This is a genomic window from Candidatus Protochlamydia amoebophila UWE25 (genome assembly GCF_000011565.2).
Taxonomy (GTDB): Bacteria; Chlamydiota; Chlamydiia; order Chlamydiales; family Parachlamydiaceae; genus Protochlamydia; species Protochlamydia amoebophila.
On record NC_005861.2, the window covers coordinates 2,324,474 to 2,343,569 of the forward strand.

At 34.1% G+C, this 19,096-nt stretch carries 11 protein-coding genes and 2 pseudogenes; 7 read left to right on the forward strand and 6 right to left on the reverse strand.

The window, feature by feature from the left end; genetic code table 11:
- Nucleotides 1–829: 829 nt before the first annotated feature.
- Nucleotides 830–3,129, reverse strand: a pseudogene (locus PC_RS11585) (BTB/POZ domain-containing protein).
- A 461-nt stretch (nt 3,130–3,590) separates the two neighbouring features.
- On the reverse strand, nt 3,591–4,721 hold the full coding sequence (locus PC_RS10170; RefSeq protein WP_011176481.1) for a hypothetical protein: 1,131 nt from the start codon (nt 4,719–4,721) through the stop codon (nt 3,591–3,593).
- Nucleotides 4,722–5,595: 874 nt separating this feature from the next.
- On the opposite strand from PC_RS10170, the gene PC_RS09310 reads away from it, so the two are divergent.
- Nucleotides 5,596–6,285 carry a hypothetical protein gene (locus PC_RS09310; RefSeq protein ID WP_011176482.1) on the forward strand — a complete coding sequence of 230 codons (690 nt, stop codon included), beginning with the start codon at nt 5,596–5,598 and terminating at the stop codon, nt 6,283–6,285.
- Between the two features lie 271 nt (nt 6,286–6,556).
- Here the strand turns inward: PC_RS09310 and PC_RS09315 are convergent, their stop codons facing one another.
- Nucleotides 6,557–6,856, reverse strand: a complete 300-nt coding sequence (locus tag PC_RS09315; protein WP_011176483.1) for a hypothetical protein — start codon at nt 6,854–6,856, stop codon at nt 6,557–6,559.
- Nucleotides 6,843–7,109, reverse strand: coding sequence for a hypothetical protein (locus PC_RS09320; protein WP_044045280.1), 267 nt, complete (start codon nt 7,107–7,109; stop codon nt 6,843–6,845). The genes PC_RS09315 and PC_RS09320 overlap by 14 nt, the downstream gene beginning before the upstream one ends.
- Before the next feature lie 98 nt (nt 7,110–7,207).
- On the opposite strand from PC_RS09320, the gene PC_RS09325 reads away from it, so the two are divergent.
- On the forward strand, nt 7,208–7,411 hold the full coding sequence (locus tag PC_RS09325) for a hypothetical protein (protein ID WP_011176485.1): 204 nt from the start codon (nt 7,208–7,210) through the stop codon (nt 7,409–7,411).
- Between the two features lie 1,041 nt (nt 7,412–8,452).
- On the opposite strand, the gene PC_RS09340 is transcribed toward PC_RS09325, so the two are convergent.
- Nucleotides 8,453–11,461 carry a hypothetical protein gene (locus PC_RS09340; protein WP_011176489.1) on the reverse strand — a complete coding sequence of 1,003 codons (3,009 nt, stop codon included), beginning with the start codon at nt 11,459–11,461 and terminating at the stop codon, nt 8,453–8,455.
- Nucleotides 11,462–11,929: 468 nt separating this feature from the next.
- Here PC_RS09340 and PC_RS09345 point away from each other — a divergent pair, with 468 nt between their 5' ends.
- Both PC_RS09345 and PC_RS09350 read left to right on the forward strand, forming a co-directional pair.
- Nucleotides 11,930–12,223 (forward strand): hypothetical protein, encoded by a 294-nt coding sequence (locus PC_RS09345; RefSeq protein WP_011176490.1) that lies wholly within the window; start codon nt 11,930–11,932, stop codon nt 12,221–12,223.
- Nucleotides 12,224–12,561: 338 nt separating this feature from the next.
- The gene (locus PC_RS09350) at nt 12,562–13,950 is read left to right on the forward strand and encodes an F-box protein (RefSeq protein WP_011176491.1); all 1,389 of its coding nucleotides are present in this window, start codon (nt 12,562–12,564) and stop codon (nt 13,948–13,950) included.
- A gap of 15 nt (nt 13,951–13,965) precedes the next feature.
- On the opposite strand, the gene PC_RS09355 is transcribed toward PC_RS09350, so the two are convergent.
- The gene (locus tag PC_RS09355; RefSeq protein ID WP_011176492.1) at nt 13,966–16,509 is read right to left on the reverse strand and encodes a hypothetical protein; all 2,544 of its coding nucleotides are present in this window, start codon (nt 16,507–16,509) and stop codon (nt 13,966–13,968) included.
- A gap of 1,003 nt (nt 16,510–17,512) precedes the next feature.
- Between PC_RS09355 and PC_RS09360 the strand changes: the two genes are divergently transcribed.
- The 3 genes and pseudogenes from PC_RS09360 to PC_RS11800 all read left to right on the forward strand — a co-directional run bounded on the left by PC_RS09360 (nt 17,513) and on the right by PC_RS11800 (nt 19,058).
- On the forward strand, nt 17,513–17,719 hold the full coding sequence (locus PC_RS09360; RefSeq protein WP_044045282.1) for a DNA/RNA non-specific endonuclease: 207 nt from the start codon (nt 17,513–17,515) through the stop codon (nt 17,717–17,719).
- Nucleotides 17,680–17,778: pseudogene (locus PC_RS12020) on the forward strand (DNA/RNA non-specific endonuclease); the annotation flags it as partial. The gene PC_RS09360 and the pseudogene PC_RS12020, both read left to right, overlap by 40 nt.
- A gap of 944 nt (nt 17,779–18,722) precedes the next feature.
- Nucleotides 18,723–19,058, forward strand: coding sequence for a M4 family metallopeptidase (locus PC_RS11800; RefSeq protein WP_011176496.1), 336 nt, complete (start codon nt 18,723–18,725; stop codon nt 19,056–19,058).
- Nucleotides 19,059–19,096 lie beyond the last annotated feature (38 nt).

Below are 19,096 nucleotides of genomic sequence, written 5' to 3' on the forward strand. Positions count from 1 at the left end.
CGTTAAAAATACTAATTGTGCTGACCAATTTATTTTATCAAGCTAAAGAAGATTATTTCTCAGCCTATTTAGAATTGGTTAGACGTGGGTAAGAGAGGGAAAGCTGACATGATTTTAGTTTTTGTAAAAAAGGTGATCGGGTAAAGAAAAGAATAGTAGTGCTAGGTAAGATCATGGATCAAAACAAATAGTTTTGTGATCAAAATAATCGCTTTTTTTACCCTTATTTCTATAGGTTGTTCCTTGCAAAGCTATAAAAGCAGCTAACATTCGAATTGGAAACAAGCTACTATAGTATGATCACAAAATCCCCTTAATAATACGCATAAAATTCAGTTAAATATTCTCTAGCCTAAAGATATCCCCTCTCACAGATACTTTAAATCAACATTTTACTAATTCACAGTATAAAAATGTCGATGAAAATGCAATCAAAAAAGGATTCAGTCTTTACCATTTTTGTTTATCTGAATAAGGTGAATATATTACATTGCGTACGTATTTTATTAATCTCTCAAAAATTATGACTGCTAAAGCAATAAAATGGATCGTATTTAAAATTTATCCTAAAATTTTAACTAATTGTCTAATGAGACACTAAGATAGATTTTTAACAAATCAATGCACAATGCTTAAGATTTACTTTACGTGAGATCACTAGATGTTCGTTCAGCAACCTCCTCGGTATGTAAGAAAAGCTATTAATTCTTCTCTTCACCAAATTATCAAGCATGCTTAATCCGTTTTAAAATGAAATTTTACCCTTTATCTTAAAACAAATTACCCCTGGTTTTTGGCGCTAAAATTCCTTCTTTTTTATTAAGGTTTTTTACCTAACAATTTCTAAATTGAGTGAAGTCGCTAAAATTTTAAAACGTGCTAATCCTGCATCGGTGAGACTCCTACAGTGACTTAGATCTAGATGCTGCAAAGCCGCTAAGGGTTTCAAATGCGCTAATCCTGCATCGGTAAGTTTGCTGCACCATTTTAGACCTAGAGTTTGCAAAGCCGTTAAGGGTGTTAAATGCGCTAATCCCGCATCCTTAAGATTTTTACAGTAGCTTAAATCTAAAGTTTGCAAAGCCGTTAAGGGTGCCAAATGGGCTAATCCATCACCAGTGAGATTCTGGCACCACCGTCTTAGACCTAAAGTTTGCAAAGCCGTTAAGGGTGTCAAATGGGCTAATCCTGCATCCGTGAGATTATCGCACCCGCTTAGAACTAGATGCTGCAAAGCCGTTAGGGGTGTTAAATGCACCAAACCATCGTCAGTGAGATTCATACAGTTGCTTAGATCTAGATGCTGCAAACTCGTTAAGGGTGTCAAATGAACTAATCCTACATCGGTGAGATGCTTACAGTTAGCTAGAGCTAGATCCTGCAAAGCCGTTAAGAGTGCCAAATGCGCTAATCCTGCATCGGTGAGATTCTCACAGTAACTTAGACCTAAATGCTGCAAAGCTGTTAAGGGTGTTAAATGGGCTAATCCTGCATCGGTGAGTCTACTGCACCTGCTTAGATTTAAATGTTGTAAAGTCTTTAAGGGTGTCAAATGCGCTAACCCAGCATTCGTGAGTTTACTACATCCACTCAGATTTAAATATTTTAAAGCCACTAAAAGGGCCTCAAACGTGCTAACCCATCGTCAGTGAGATTACTACATCCACTCAGATTTAAATGCTGCAAAGCCGTTAAGGGTATCAAATGCGCTAATCCAGCGTTCGTGAGCTGATCACATTTACTCAGATTTAAATGTTGTAAAGCGATTAAGGGATTTAAATGCGCTAATCCAGCATCCGTGAGATGCCAGCAATTGCTTAGATCTAGATACTGCAAAGCCTCTAAGGGTGTCAAATGCGCTAATTCATCGTCCGTGACACCACACCAACTCAAATTTAAATGTTGTAAAGCGGTTAAGGGCCTCAAATGCGCTAATCCAGCACTCGCTAATCCAGCACCTATGCCGCCACATCCACTCAGATTTAAATGTTGTAAAGCGGTTAAGGGCCTCAAATGCGCTAATCCAGCACCCGTGAATTTACTACATCTACTCAGATTTAAATATTTTAAAGCCACTAAGGGCCTCAAATGTGCTAATCCAGCGTCCGTGAGCTTATAGTTACAGCATTCACTCAGATTTAAATGTTGTAAAGCGGTTAAGGGACTCAAATGCGCTAATCCAGCATCCGTGAGATAACCATGTCCACTCAGATTTAAATGTTTTAAAGCTACTAAGGGTGCCAAATGCGCTAACCCTGCGTCAGTGAGGTTGTAGCAATAATTCAGGTCTAAATGCTGTAAAGCCACTAAGGGCCTCAAATACGCTAATCCAGCAGCAGTAAGGTTAGGGCATTTTCGGAAATAAAGCGCTTTTAAATTTTTACAATCTTTTAATGCTAAAAGATGGACATCTGTTAAATAAGCCTGATTTGAAAAATTAAGTGCTTCTATCTTCTTTGAGAAGCGATTTATAATTCTTTCAAACTCCGCTAACTGAGAGGTCTGGTTTAATAAGGCGCTCACAACGGTGAACTCTAAATAATTCTTCAATCTATTTAATTGATAGCGATGCGCGAAATTTAAAAGATCTTTTAATTTGACTAAACTCTCTTCAGTGGAGTTAAAGGGTTCAAATCTCTGAGATTTATATCCCTCTACCAGCTGTTTTTCTAAATTCTCTACCACTTCTGTTAGTCCATAATAATCGGTGAGTTGAATAGAAGAAGGGATCTCTTCCAAGGGAATTTCAAACTTAGGATTCATTAGGTAATTGAGCAAAAGCGTAAAATCTTTTTGTGTTAAATCAAGAGGGTGTTGCAGGTTTTCTTGAAATTGCCCTGACCACAGATTCTTAAAATAGGGGGATTTTTCCCTTAACAAAGCTAGCTGAGAGTGAGAAATGGTCAGAGAAGTTCCCTCTTGAAAACTTAGTTGAATTTCTTCAGATGAAGGTGAAAGAGAGGGAGCTGGAATCGTTGACGCACCACTTTCCTCTGTATTAGCCAAAGAATTGTCTAAGGCATTATTCTCATCCACAAGAGGGGCATTATTCTCTTGAGATTGGGAATAAGAAAGAACTGTTGTATTGCCAAGATAACTAGGATTAAACCCTGTATTAGAAACGTTCAAAATGACCCTCCAAATGAAAAAAATAAATTTTATTTTATAAATGTTTTAACATTATAATGTATAAATAAAAATCATGGTAATAGTCATAAGATAAAATAAATGGTCGCATTTTAAGAGAAAATTTGATTTATCGATGGGGAACTCTTAAAAGATAAATAAGAAATGAATTTTTATTTATCAAAAGAAAATCATTTAACATTCAGATAATTGAATTAAATCTTTGTTTTTTAAGATTAAGGGATGTCATATTGTTCATTGCCATAAATTAGCCAGGTTCTAATTTTAGAACTAAGATTTGTTCTAGTCACAGATTAAATCAAATTAATGTTGCTTATCCTTTAATAGTAAATAGGATTTATGATATCTGAACCAAATTTTTCAGCAAGAAAGCTTTCTTTTTAATAATGCTCTTCTGATATTAGGTTCACTTAAAAGAGTTCTGGCAAAAATCTATGAAAGTATTAATTAACACTCCTTTTATTTTTAATAATTTGTTCTGAATTAAAAGTTTTTTTCCAATCCAGGTTTTTAAAATTTTCTTTGTTTAAATTTTTAGCAATAGAAGGGAGAGATTTATTTAATGAAATAGGTGATTTAACAAAATTTTGTTTGGTTGAGGACTTTGTTTTTAAAGCTTCATTTTTTTGATAGGTCAGTGATTTGTTGCTATCATTGATCTCATTTAAAGACATAGATGTCATTGATATATTTGTATATGTCGTCTCATTTTCATGACCACCTAGTTCGACTTTTGAGAACACCTGTTTCGATTTTTCTAAATAGGGGGTACAAGAATTCGAGCCCATGGGACGTAAGTTTTCATTAAGAGCTGTACGCATGTATTTGCCTATGTGTTGGGGCATAGGAACAGTAGGATCTAGTTTAGCTCTTTCGACTCTTTCCCAATAAACTTGAAGAGCTGTTTTGATTTTCTCGATCCCAAAACTTTTAATCCACCATGTGGCATGGTTCTTTTCAATGGGATCACCCATTTCAGGCTGAATATTTAGCAAATAATTCAAAAAGCTTTTTTGTTCATCCGAAAATTTAACAGACCAATCTTTTTCTTTGGTTTTAAATTGAGGAGATTCTGTTTGAATGGAGGGAGTTTGTGGAGTTGATGGATTAATTTGCATCTCTGAAATTGAAGATGATAAGAATTGATCAATCTGCTGAGTAATGGAAGAAATCTTTTCTGGATAAATTCCTATATACATAACATTATTAAGCAAGTAAGGCCCTATTTTCGTAGCGCAAAATTCTCGAAAAATAAGCCCTTTATTTTCTAAGAAAATCAAAGCATTTCGGCTTTGTATTTCGCTAAAACCGAACTTTTTATTAAAATATTTATAATTCAACTGTAAAAGATCATCTTTGAACTTTTTTCCATAACCTACTATTTCGCTCGTTTTAATATCGTAAGTGGGAATAGGTCGGTACCAATAAACAATGTCAGCTAAGATTAAAGCAGCATTGGTTTGAATTTTACTTTTTTCATTGCGAAGATGAGCGTACCACTCATTGGGAATAATATTGCCTTGTATGGCAATTTTTCCCACCTGTTCAACGATTATATTGATGGTATAAACCACAAAATTCTCCTGTTTGTTGCAGGAGACGTTAAAATCAAAGTATTTTTAAGTGTTTAATTTTTAATTAATAAGAATAAAAATGCTCAGAACTGTATATAAGCGAAAAAAGTTAGAACATTAAAAATTTTGGATAACGCTTACTTTGTGGCAAAAGAACTAGGTTATTTATAAGATTAGTGGTGAGAAGAAGCTGTAGATAACTTAATTCTTACCGAACAAAAATATTTAACTTCCGGAATGAATTCGACTAAAGAAAAACAAAACAAATAACCCATAAATTTTCAAATAGTGTTCACTTTCTATGGAATTTCTTTAACAAAAAAATTACTCAATGGCCCGAAATATAAAATTTCTGAGGCTTTAAAATCTTCTTATCTTCGAGAATTTGAAAATCTATTACAGTCTGCTCAAAAGAAAATATTATGAAAGTAATTGATTGGGATTACGCCTTAAACTTTGGCATAATCGATTAAGTACTCCCGCCAAAATTAGACAAGATATCGTTGAAGCCATGAAAGAATTGAATAATTTGCTATTTGAATAATTGCCTTATTGGTTTACGCTTGCGTAATTTTAAAAATTATTTAATGCTTAAAACGCGAAATTACAGCAATAGAAAACTGTAAAAGAAACGAAGGAAAAAATGCCTTGTATTGGGTTCTGGTCAGAATTTTGAATATAAAGCGCGTTGTAAAGAAGCGTTGAAGATCACGATTGGCTTTAAAAAAGAAACAGAGAGAAAATTTAAAATGCTGGCGATACTTTTTATAGTGATCATTGCTTTCACTTTTTCATTCACCTGGTGGCATAGGCTATTCACTGAACTTGACTACTTTCAAATCGACTACACAAAAGAAACAAAAAAAAGGATGTTATGGGTGATCTTTGGAAACCTTCTAAGCTTAATACTGCTGTTCTATCTCTTACGATCTGTATTTTTACACTTAGTACCGTAGCTCCTCTGGGTGCTGACCCACAACAAGTTAATTTCAACCTTAATGATATTGGCTTTGCCTTACGCATCGAAAAGCTTGTTGAGAAGTTGAATCATTACCGCAAAAAGGGCGATAGCAAAAAGCTCATGGAAACCATGTTCGATATGAAAGCTGAAGTCGAGGGCTACACTGGCCAGAAAATTAATCTTGATAAGACTATTGATCAGATAGAACAACGAGTCAAAAATCAAGGTGGAAAGGTCGACAAAAAGGTTATCAAAGAGCTCAAGAAAGACTTTAAAAAACAGGAAAAAAGAACTAACCATAAAGCCCTCTATATGGCTAACTGTATGGAATTTGATTTACCTTACCACGCCGAAGATGAACAACTTCTCTTTGATAATCATATCAACCTGGCTAAGCATAGTCATGGTGACAAAGGTGATGAGATATGTGTGCCATTACGTGTCACTATCGGCATTACAGTAACTCTTTGCGGTCTATTCCTTTTGTTCGTTCCAATTCCAATATGCAAACAATATGCCCCTTATGTTATCGAAACTGGACTTGCTTTCTTAGTTGATGAAGGAATCACTCAATGGGAAGATAAAGACAAGGATAAAAAATGAAAGAAAACAAAATATATTCCATAAATGGGATTTTTTTTAGGTAAAGGATATGATTATGGAAATTCTAGCAACTTTGAATCAGTAAATTGAGGCAGCGAAGAAAACAACTGCTGTAAATTTTTTTATGTATATTTATATAAGTAATGCTATTCACATAAAAATATTTGAGTATGCGAGTCAACACTCTTTTAATTGAAAAACAATTGAATGACTTTTAATTTGAAAGCGGATTGAAGCACTTTTCTGATTGTAGTAGATGAATACAATAGAATTACGGATGTGGTGTAATAGCAATAATATATAAGTATCCACGGCTAGGGCCATAGCACCAAAAGACGCGATATGCACCAAGTGTTTTATTTTGAGCATATGACTCAAAAACTTCCCCATCAAAAGGAGAGGAAATAGCCCCAAATTTGTGAGTATTTAATGAGGGATGACACAAATTAATTTGCATAAGACCTAATGTCTTAGCCACAGTCTTGTATTGAGAATTTTTGTCCTTATTGCTTTCTAACGCTAAAAATTGATCTTTCGCCTCAGTCGAATACTTAAGCTTAAATTTCATCATCGTTTATGAATTCCGAAAAATCTCTGTCTAGTTCGCTAATTCTACCCTCTTTAATATCTTCAATACCTTTCATCAGTGAGGACATGGTTAATGCTGGAACTTCTATTAAAGGCTCGAGTATAATTTTTCCATCCTCTTGATAAGCTCGAAATGAACTAATTTCGAGACCTTTGGGTAAAAATTGAGTTAAGCAAATTCGGTTTCTTGTATCAAGTTGAAGCTTAACTTGTTTTTGATTAATATATTTTCTCATAGGCCAACCTTGTTGCAATGTAACAATGTTGTTATAGCAACATATTACTATTTGAACAAATTCAATAATTATTTAATTCTAGTATTGCAAGTACTTTTATGGGCACAGAAAGGCAATTAAACCTTTGGAATATAGGTACTTCTGTAGAAGAAAATATTTTGTTTTGGAAAGAAATGCACGATTTGAAAGGAACGCAGAACAATCTCCGCCGCGGATTTTTTCAAAAATACGATATAATAAGTAGAGAAATTAAATCTCCCAAAGAACAGATCGAAATTTTAAAAAATGAAAAAGCAAAATAAAAATTCTATTCTAGATTTAGGCATTTCACATTTTTTATGGCGATACGGACTAATTATATCTAAAAGGTTTTTGCTCATTCTTCTTGGGTATAAATCATTTTATTCTGAATCTCATACAAAAACGAATGCCAAAAGCGCCAAAAATTCAAGAATATTAAAAAGTAAAACAGTATTTTATTAAGAATAAATAATTTTTGTATTCTCTTAATCTTTCGATTTTAGATTGTTGGTTTATTTCCATCGTTTGAAAACTTTTTAAGACAAAATTTAATAATACAAGATTTATGGTTTTTTTGGACGGCGTTGATAAACTTTCATTTGATAAGGCGCACCGGTATCTAAAACCTCTTTGAGTGATATCCACGTTTCGCGAAAAAATTTAAAGGAATGCTTGTAGAGTGATTGCTAAGCCTTAATTTTTCCTGAAAATTGCTAAAAAATTTCTCTCAAGGCGATTAATACAGTCTTTTTTGATTCGAGAAAGAGTTCAAAAGGAAGACCCAAAAAGCTCTCTTATAGCGCCGATGACATTTGAGATGGATGAGTTTAAATCAACAAGCTATGGCAATTTCCTAATTCGAATAATTTCCATTCCTATTTGATTTATTCAAAGTTAGTCTGTAAATCATTTGCACTATCTTAAGATCGATTTCTTTTGCATACATAATAGGAGATTTACCAAATTTTTCATATGTTGCTGTAAGCTGGAGGTCGAGAGGACAATTAATGAGCAATTGAATGGAATCCAAATCTCTATATCCCATGAATCTGGTAACATTATAACTCATCTTCTAAGTTAGAAATACGGAGAAAACTCTACAATAGTCATAAACTTCAGGCCGTTTATAAGACAAAATTTTCTATGATGTAATGAAACTAGAATTTTCATCTCTTTAATGAAAAAGTCGCGCGCGCATAATCAGAAAGCAAGCAAGCTAGAATTGAATTTCATACGATTAGGAAAACGATATGTAGCAGGCTGCTGAGGGCTTGTAAGCACAAGCCCTCGATGAGACGATCGTATCGAATTTTTTATATTTATCAAAGCAAGGTTTCGACATTCCCTTCATTACCATTTTCTCTACAATATTCATCAAGAAATTGATTAAAAATATTTCGATCGGAACTATTTTCTGATTCATCAAGCTTTAAATTCTTTATGATTTTACCGATTAGTTGACAAAAATCTTTGTACGCATTCAGAATTGATTTAAGCGGTTGTAGTTTACAATTGATTGCTGCTTGGGAGTGTTTCAAGCGATTTAGCTTGTCAGAATAGTTACGAATACTTTGTTGTTTGTTGCTTTCTATTAATTCGCCTTGACTTTTAAGTTGTTCTATCTCAACAGAAAGAACTGAGTTAAATCCCTCGAATCCACTGATTCGAGTTGTTAGCCTTATTTGCCGAGCTGTTAAATCGGCTAAATCTTGATCAATTTGGATGAGTTCTGTTTTTGAAGAGGGATGATCTTTTGTTTTAACATAAAGTTTTACTTCTGCTTTGCAGTCTTCTTGGTATCCATACCAACCAGGTTTATAAGAAACTATATATTTTCCTTCGTTAAGTTTTGATCGATCCTCATTGCAAAAAGACCCCGTTGTTTCTTCTTGTCTTTTGCCGGAAATTAATTCTACATGATTGATAGGTGTATTTTTATCATCGATACTAAATATATATTTGGTTGCTAGAAATCCGGCTGCGAAGAAAGAACGAGGATTGATGGGCTTGTCTGGGCTCATCTTCTTCCAAAATATCCTTCTATCCGTTTGCAATTTATTTTTTCGCAGCTCTTTTTCGGCTATTTTTTCTTTAATCTCTTTTAATTCAATTTTTGAATCAGCAATTATTTTTGTATTTGATTCAATAGCTTCCCTTTTTTTACTAATTTTTGTCTCAATATCAGTTTTTTCCGAATAATTTAAAGAACTTATTTGAGACTCGATTTCGGCAATTTCAATTTTGAAATCATTAAGTTTTCGATTACGTTGTTTTATTTTTGAAAGGAGATAAAGAAAATAGCCAGTCGTTTCCCGCAAAGTGGATTTAAATTTATTGTGCCCTCCTTCAACAAAGTTTTCCATCGTGAAAGATAAGGGGTTAGAAGATAATTCAAGGGAAATCTTTTTGTCCTTCCAATCTTTAATTTTTTGCCTTGTATCTTCAGCAAAAATGTCCGCAACGATAATATTATCTAATTTCAATAGTTTTTTTAATATTTTTATTTTTTCTTGATAACCAACTATTCGAGGATCGTTAGCACGTTCTTTAATTGCGAGTTTTTGATCTTTGGATTTTTGCCCCCAAAACCAATTCCACCAGGTTTGCTCCTGCGGTAATAATCGATTTCTTTCCAATTCTAAATTACGGATAGCTCTTAAAATATCTTTAGTAACTCCTTTCTTACTTTTTCTTTCATGTCGTGCTTTACTTAGCTTGTCATTAACCACAAATAGTATAGAAGACATGACGCTTTTATCTGTTGGATTTCTTACAACTCGTTTCAATCGATCAATCATTTCTAAAAAAACATAAGCTCTGTCTTCAAAAGATGCCGAATTTATTAAAACAATCATTTTTCTTGGGGAGTAGACTTTCGTTGCCATACGTATGGCTTCCGCATTGCAGATGTCATTTGCAGGGCCACCGGTATCAAAAATTCCAGCTGTATCAATATAGTTTTCATAAACTGCAAACGCTTTTGTCTTTGCAATGTCATGCCCCATTTCTGGGTAAAGAGTACCTTGTTTAGTTTTATAAACAGCTACTAACTTTTTTGGGACATAGAGATTTTCCTCTATTTCAGATTTATCAATAGCTGAAAAATTTTCTGGTGAATCCGTTATTGGAATTTTATCATAAATAATTTTCGCTCCCTGTAGATAACCAATAAGTGTGCTCTTACCGGCGCCACTTCTGCCTATAACCAGTGTATAATCTTCTGATGAACACCCTCTAAACTTGGCTTCAATGTCTGAGAAAATTGTTGCCATGGATGTAAAGAGTTCATTTAATTGAATTGTTCCTAACTCAAACTTGAGCTTGTGACTATTATATGTGTCAATTTGTTCGGCAAGCTTTAAAAAATTTACAGTAATTGGTTCATGAGGAGTTTCAACTACAGGAAGATGTTTAGGATAAGTTTTAGGGAAGCAAGGGATGGGCACAGAATTATATGAGGTCAGACATTTTTCATTAATGAAACATTTTCGAGTCATTAATTGATTAACCTTTGCCAGATAGTCATTGTTAATAGTTTGAATAACCTGGTTAATTTCTTCCCCATTCTGAGGTAGAGAAAATTGATTCGTAGGAATAGAATAGCCGCCAAAGCCTTTAGCATGCATCGTAATGCCCTTAATTTCCCTGTTTGCTAGCGATTTATTTAATCCATCCGCATGAGCTTTCAAACCAACAGAGCCTTTTTCAACACCTCCTTCTATTTGAAAGTTTTTTTGAGATCCCTCTTTTTGCGACTGAATATCAATTTCAAAAAAAATTTTATATCCTGTATAGACCCAAACGGAGCTGACAAAGGAATCACCTTTAACTTCACAACCAACTGTAAGAAGCTTTTTTCTTAGCTCGGGAAATTTGTTAAGTGTGCATTTACTGTAATCAATATGACAAGCGGCAAAGACAATTTTATCTACTCTTTCTCCCGCATTTTTAGAGTTTTTATAATCAACTCCAGTACCGATAGTTGCTATGGGACAGGTCAAATTAAATTTCCCACCATATTTGTTTTTAATTTTTTCGGAAGCTTCCTCATTTGTTGCCCCTATTGCATATTCATCGCAAGAATTAGCAGATTGAACATTGACCAAGTCGGTTGGAAATTTTACTAAGGTTCTTTGTAATAGCTTGCTCCCACTATTTTTAGCCAAACGGTTATATCCATGCCCTAAAAAATTTAAAGCATAATTCTTAATGGCTTCTATTTTTGTTTTTTGACCAAAGATATCCGCCTGTATTTGATTTGCTTCATCAATTGAAGAATTAGACGTTGTATTGATGACGGCAAAAGGGGATGTTAAGTTGCCTGTATACATGAACTCCTCTTTGTATAAATAAGACAAAATAAATTTTTAATTCGTAACGACATTTAAGCTATTTAAATAAGAAAAATCTATCAAACTAAAATTAGATAATGGAGTGTTAGATAATGGAGTGTAAGTTGTCTTCTTAAATTTTAGCGTTTTTTTTGAATTATTAAAAAATAAATATTTTAAAAATTTTATAATATTTGATTTTTTATAAAAGTAACAGACATAACATTTCTAAGTATATCTTAAGGGAATTTATGACCCGTAGAAATGTAAAAGACAATTCGAATCACTATTATTGAAGGAACAAGTTTAACGTTTATAGCATATGAGTATTTTATTACTTTATGGGAAGAAATGATATTGGAAGTCGTTGTCGAATATGCCAAGACCGAAAAATTAAATGTTGTTAGAGAAATTCAATTGTAATTTGATAGATTAATTGTTCTAATTCGAGCAGAGAAGAGCAATGAAATGTACGCACTGCGGATTAGATTTGGTAAAAAAAAATGGTGCTACAAGGCAAGAAAAGCAAAATCTCTCTTAACAAACTGGTTATCATGGGGTTCTGGGCTAGGAAGGATGATTAATATTTGTGAACAACAAGGAATACCTGTTCCCAAATTTGAAGAGTTAGGAAATTTTTTTCGCACAACTTCATATCACGGTGTTAGTAACTTTACCAAAGTTGAACAGTGGCAAAGACAAATTATTGAGTACTTAAAACTCCATAAAGAAATACTACCTAAGAAAGCCCAAACAATTTGAAATGTTAGTTCAAATACAACAAGCTCGAGATCAAAAAAGAAATTTAGTTTAAGGAGTTAAAAAGCTATATAGATTGCTATTGCATTCAAGAAAGAACTTCGCAATATGCCAGAAAATTAATTGAAATGGTACATACTTTATTTACAGTTACAACCGGCAATAAGCATTAACTGCTTAAGAAAACGGTTTTTTATTTTATAAATCATCTTATTTATTCTATTTAATAAAATTTTTTAGTTGCCATTTTTGAATTAATTTAGCCTAGAATAAAATAACCTTATTAAATATAATTACGATTATTTAACTAATCATCTTCTCTTAATAAAGATAGAGGCTTTATGCAGATTTCTTTAAAATCCCCTATAGAAACTTTACCTGAAGAAACGAAGGTTGCCATCTTTAATCAACTTAAGAGCCCAAAAGACCTTGCCATGGCTTCTTTAGTTAGTAAAGCCTGGCAACAGCTAGCAGAGGATCCCTCCCTATGGAAAGCCCAGTTTTGTCGCCAATGGAAAAAGTTGACATTCTCGACCCGCCCAACCTTAAATTCAAACTGGAAGAAAATTTATAAAAAAAAGCATCAAATTCTAAAAGAAGTCAAACGTAACAAACTCACATTATGTGAAGATCGTTGTAAGTATGATACCTATCAATTACCTGGCTTTGCAGCAAGCGAAACGGTTAAACTAAAGGTAGAAAAAAAAGTGGCTTTCATCCAAGTCACCCCTGGGACTGCTCAAGTCTATTCTCTTGAGGAAAAAGGCTGTCAATTAGTTTTTGATAACCTAAAAGACGAAAACTCTCGTTTGATCCACTATCTAGAAGGGCATATGATCCAAGTGACGCAAGAAGGTTCCCTCTATCGCTGGCCACTCAAAGAACCTTTTCCTTCGCAACCCTTAAGCAGGGTGAGAAATTTTGAGGAAGCCCATGTTGACCAAGAGTTGCTTATTTTAGTGTTGCCTCAGCGTAAGCAATTTGCCATTTTTAATATAGAAAATGGCTTAAAATGTTACGAATCTCCCTTTTTCCGCTCTTCCATCCGCTCGCTCGATTGCCGCGATAACCAAATTTTGATTCAATGTGAAGATGGCGCGCTTTATTTTATCAAAGTTATTCGAAAAGAGAATGCCTCCCAAAATCTGGAACCGATTCTTTTGGACGGGCTCTTTTTAGATCCTTTGTGCAAAGAGCTCGTGCAATTTGATGAAAAGCGCATCATTATTTTGGGGAAGGATGCGAAAAAACGCCTCTGTACAGTTTGGGATGCTGCTAGCGGAAAAAAAATCTTTGAGGGTTCTCTTGAAAGAGAATCCAAATTTCATCTCAACTCCAAATCTAAATGTATTACTGCTTCAGCCTATAATGGCGAAAAACTCGCTGTGGGTTTTGACAAGGGGTATGTTGTTTTTTATGAACCCACTACTGGAAAAAGGATTGCATCGCACTCTTTTGATCTTTCTCCTGTCCAATTTCTTAGCTTCGACTGCGATCAAGAACATTGCTGGGTAGCCACTAATCCTTACAATTTAATTGAGTGCTTAAATATCACAGATAAGCCTAAAACAGTGGGAGCTTTTTGCCCTAATAGGCTAACAAAAGTAGATATAGAAGGTAATTTAATGGGTATTTATGTAGATGAGCGCCGTTTGGCTTGCTACGATAAAGGAGGGGAGTTAGATGTTTGGGACTTTGCTAAGGCCTCTCTCTCCCATTTCCCCCCTTAAGCTTTGAAATTTAGCCTATTCAGTCGACCGTTTAATCAAGGCTTGTTTTAAAGCTTCCTCTTCATAAGTAAAAGGATCAGCTTGTTCCAAATCCTGGATAAGCTGAGCAGTAGCCCTAGATTGTAGGTTTAATAAATCTTTGACAAAAGAAAGCGTGGAGCTAGACACAGGATAATGAATTAATCTAAACTGGGAGTTTATTGACCATTCAATTATTTTTTTTGAAGTGTTTGTATAGTTTTTTCTTAAAAAAGCATCTTCAGGCTCTTTTTCTTTTCCTAGTTCCTGCATTAAATCTCGATTTTGCTGAATTATTCTCTTTATTTCCTCTAAATCCTTTTGTAAGCCGGTTTTTTTTATCACACTTTTATAAGCTTCATAACGTTTAGCTTCGCCATATGATAACTTTTCAGCTAAATCTAGCTTTTTTTCAGGTTCAAGATTTAGGAAAGATGAATTTTCTGGTAGATTCTCTTCTAGTGAGAACAACAACCACTTTTCTTCTGGAGTCAAATCCTTTTCTTTCAATTCTTGCTCAATTTTTTTTTGTTCCCTCTCTTTTTCTGTTACATTAATTCTTAGTTCCTCGATTTGTTTTTGATGTTGAAAAAAAGGGACTTGCCGATACTGTTGATAGCGATTTTCAAATATTTCATCCATCCATCCTGTTAACTCTGTTCTAAAGTCATGGAGCGTTTTTTGCGCTGTTTTCATTCTTGCTTGTTCTATTTTAAAATCCACAATCGCTATATGGGAAGAAGAATGATTAAGATCTGCTAATGCATCGAGAATGCGCATGAGTTCATTAACGGTGCTTTGCACCTCTTTTAAATTTTCTAACTTTTTGTACAGGGGGGTGTAGGTAGCACTAGTTTGTGCAATCTCTAACCCGTTAAAAAGTTTGCCCAGCTTCTCCAATTCTTTTTCTAAAGCGGAAACTAAAGCAATTTTTTCTTGGATAACCCTTAGGCTTTCATCTAGGTTTGCAATCATGAGTCTGCCTACTTGTTGAGTGCCTTCCAAAGGGCTAATTTCTTTTGTGGCAATCGCATTAAGGATTTGCATAGCATCGGAGCGCACTTTTTTTTCAATTAAATCGTCCACTTTATTTAAAGCAGAAGGAGCTATTAAAGTATGATGGTTTAAAAAATAAAAGTTCGTGTTTGCCCATAAAGAGGGATTCGCCCACTTTTCAAACATTTCATCCACATGCGCTCTCTTTAATCGTTTATTTTTTAGTAATGCATTAATAACAGTTCTAGGAATCCCAATTGTTTGCAGTTTGCCTATCATCTCTTCCGTTAGCCTTTTCCTATCTTGTATGTATTGGAATAAACCATCTTTTAATTCTGTTACTAGGGCTTGATCCTCTATAGAAAGAGGAAATGTCTGCTTCCATAAATTTTCAATTCCATTAGATGCACGAATTTTATTGTCTAAAATTGCTTTAATGGTCTTTTGAAGCCCTTCTTCAGAAACATTTAGCTCAAGGAGTTTTTCTTTTAACGAAATAGGAATTTCTCTTTGGTTATCACGCAATTCTCGTACCGCTTCCAATAAAGACTTTTTTAACTCTTGATGCTCTGTAGAGGAAGTAAATGTCTCTTTCCATAAGTTTTCAATTCCATCAAATGCACGAATTTTATTGTCTAAAATGGCTTTAATGGTCTTCTGAAGTCCTTCTTTAGAGACATTTAGCTCAAGGAGCCTTTCTTTTAAAGGAAGAGAAATTTCTCTTTGGTTTTCACGCAATGCGCGTACTGCTTCCAGTAAAGACTTTTTAAGCGTATAAAGATAAGTATCATTTACTTCGGCAAATAAAGAATGGTGACAAGCTTCTGTGCCTGTTTGTTCTGAGCCGATGTAAAATTGTTTTTTGGCTGGTAGCCAATCAATTTGACATTCCAAACCAGAATAAGCTACCCCCATGTGAAAAAAAAGAAGAAGCCGCGCTTGCGCATGCATGTCAATGAATTCTGCAGGGGGATTTTCATTTTTATCGCCATGATTGTTATAGGCATCCATTTTAAGAATGAATTGGCCAAACTTCAAACAAAGAGGTTTGTTTATTTGAGAAAAGATTTCTACAGCTTCTGCAATAAATCCTTTTGCATTGATATAAATTTCCCTATTGCTCTCCAATCCAGAAGAGCGCTTTTCGAGTTTAGGTGGGTTTATTTTATCCCCTGCTTTGGACTTTTTTCCCCTAGAAGATATGGCAGCTGGAAAAGTTTCTTGATAAACTTTACTCTCTTTTTCAGTGCTTTTTCTTGTCGGCAAACTCCTGCTGCTATTCAAAGAACTAGTATCCTCGGCTTCTAAAGCCTCTTCTTCTTCTTTTGTTCGCCTAGGCAACTTATGAGGAGGGGATGATGTGGGCGTAGATAAATTTTGAATGGCGGTCTGAGCTGCTTCCTCAGTTTTTTGCTGGGGATCCTCGACTATTTTTTCCTTTCCTTTTTGTTTTCTTTTTTTTCCTTCTGCAGCTTGCGACGCAGGTTGTTGGATATTTTGTCCTTGAGATGGATGACTTGGAAAAGGTCCGGTTGGGTTGACCATGGCTAACCCCCCCTTTTTTCCTCCTAAGGTGCAATTTGTATGCCAATGCAAACTAAAGATAAAAATTTGTTTTTAATAGCGGGAAAATGGGAGTGATCTGGGAATGCGATAGAAAATCAAAACCTAGCAAATTCTCCATGAAAACATCTAGGTAAAAGAAATAAATAGCCGTTTTTTGGCCTGCTTAAAATAGAAAATGTTTAGAAGCAAAGATTTTGCTGCTAATTTTTTTTCTTAAAATGAGGTCAATTTATCAAGCGAAATAGCTTAACGTATTAAGCCAAGACTATTATTTAATTAATATTATTAATCATTTTATAAAATAGATTGTTGTTATTACAAATTGAAACAAAATAAATAGCTCTAAAATAGGCTTTTGAAGGCCTGATCAAAAAAAAGGAGAACTTATGTTTAGTGATAGGGCATCCAATCAAAGAAACCAAGTAGATCTTTTTTAGAAACAAAACCAAATTACTCTAAACAACAAGTTCTCATGCAAATGAAAGAAGAAATCAATACAAACATCGGCAAAAGCGCTTGAAAGCCCTTTTAAAATGGATTAAAAGGTATAGGGAATGAAAGAAAAATAGTATAAAATTTATACTCTTGCTTAGTTTGATTCTCTCTCAATCAACACCGAGTCAAATACTATGGTGGAAAACAAACAAAAAATTTTATTAAAATTTAGTTCTTTTTCCTTTTGGATAAGCTTTTTTATGCTTGGGATAGCAATTGGGATCACAAGCCAGCAAATTTTTCTGCTACGTACATGCACTGACCAAGTCCTTGAGCCGATAGAATAATCTGTTTTAGTTGTACAAGATAATCAGCAAAATAATTTTCTTCCAAGCTACCCTAATTCCTCATTCCTCTTTTGTTATTCATCGGCCAGGTTATTCTTTACACTATGATGCACGCCACCTTAAGCCAGCATGGGTTTATGAACACCTAGCTGCCGAGCATCTGCAAGGCAATGCTGAGAGATCTCTAGCTTTCAAAGAAGATGAAAAAAATTCCTCTACATTTAAGAGCCACTTTAGCAGATTACAAAGGAAGTGGATTTGATCGCGGGCATATGACTCCGGCAGCAAATCACCGTTCAACTTTTGACATAATGGAAAATACTTTTTTTCTGACTAATATATGCCCTAGAGTCCTTCATTCAATAGAGGTTATGGGTCTAAATTGGAGAGATATATACGAAATTTGACAAAAACCTATCAAAACGTCTATGTGGTCACAGGGCCTTTGTATCTTTCTCATGAGTGATGCGACGGGAAATGTTATGTTACTTATTAAGTTATTGGTCCTCAAGAAGTAGCAGTCCTCACACGTTTTTTTAAGGTATTGAAACTGGAAAATTGGTAAGGAAACCATGAAATCAAAGCCTATATTTTTCCGAATCAGCCTATCTCACCAAATTGCCTTTAAGCGAATTTGAATGTACTCTTAAAAAAGTGGAAAAATATGCGAGATTGATTTTTTAACCTTTATTCATTTTTCAAAAAATCCTTTGTAAATTATCCTAAGAAATTTTTAATACTATACGATAAATACCATTAGCAATCTGTTGTTAGTAACTTGTTGATCAGTGATTAGTTTTAAATGATGTAGCAATGCTTAACCATCTCTTCAAGGATGCTGCAATAGAAAAATAACAGGGAAAAGAGACCCAAGCTTATATTTTTTAAATGATAAAATTCTTTCAAATATGCTTTCAGAATTTTAAATTGACAATTTAAAAAAGGTGGTAATTTTGGGATGACAAGCACCGACAAATTCAAATAAATTTTTAAGCTTTTTGTTTGCTGCTATAAGAACCTAATAAATTAATTTTCAATCAAATAAATTTAGAAAATAAAGGAGTAAAAATAGGTGCATATTTGTCATAAGCTTATGGGAGTGCCTCCCCCTATCAAACAACACAGATTAGTTCACATACCGAAAAGGAAATTTTGCAACTAGGTTACCAAGACCTTATCTATAAAAATGAAGACGAAAGAGAAATTTATTCAAAAATTCATGAAATAGGGGAAACAATAAAAAATTTTTATTGAACTACTTTTGAACTAGTCGGTGTATATGGAAAAGGAAAGATCCCGCCATTTTTTGTCCATTACCCTGAAAAAAATGCCTATTATGCTCCTTGGAAAGAGGAATGTTTCGCTTTTGATAACGAATTTGCTTCTCAGCCAGAGGTTGTGTGTCATGAGATGTCGCATGCCGTGATTGAAAATCATAATCGACTTGGTAATCAAGAAGAAACAGGGGCGTTAAATGAAGCAATTGCAGATACTGTTGCTATAGCATTTAAACAAAAAATAGATCTTACTGATAATCCGTGGGAAATTAGTGATATTCGTAACTTAAGCACAGCTCCTAAAAAATTTAAGTCCGTACGTATCTGTACCAAAGATAATGATTTCGGATATATGCATAAAAATAATTTAATTATTAGCCACACATTTTATCTTGCTTCAACAAACCTGAACTATGATTCAACAAATTGTGATTTGCTTTTAGGAATTTGGTTTAAGTCTATGTTATAACTTGAAGATAAAAGTTTTACAGGATTTAAAAATAAGAC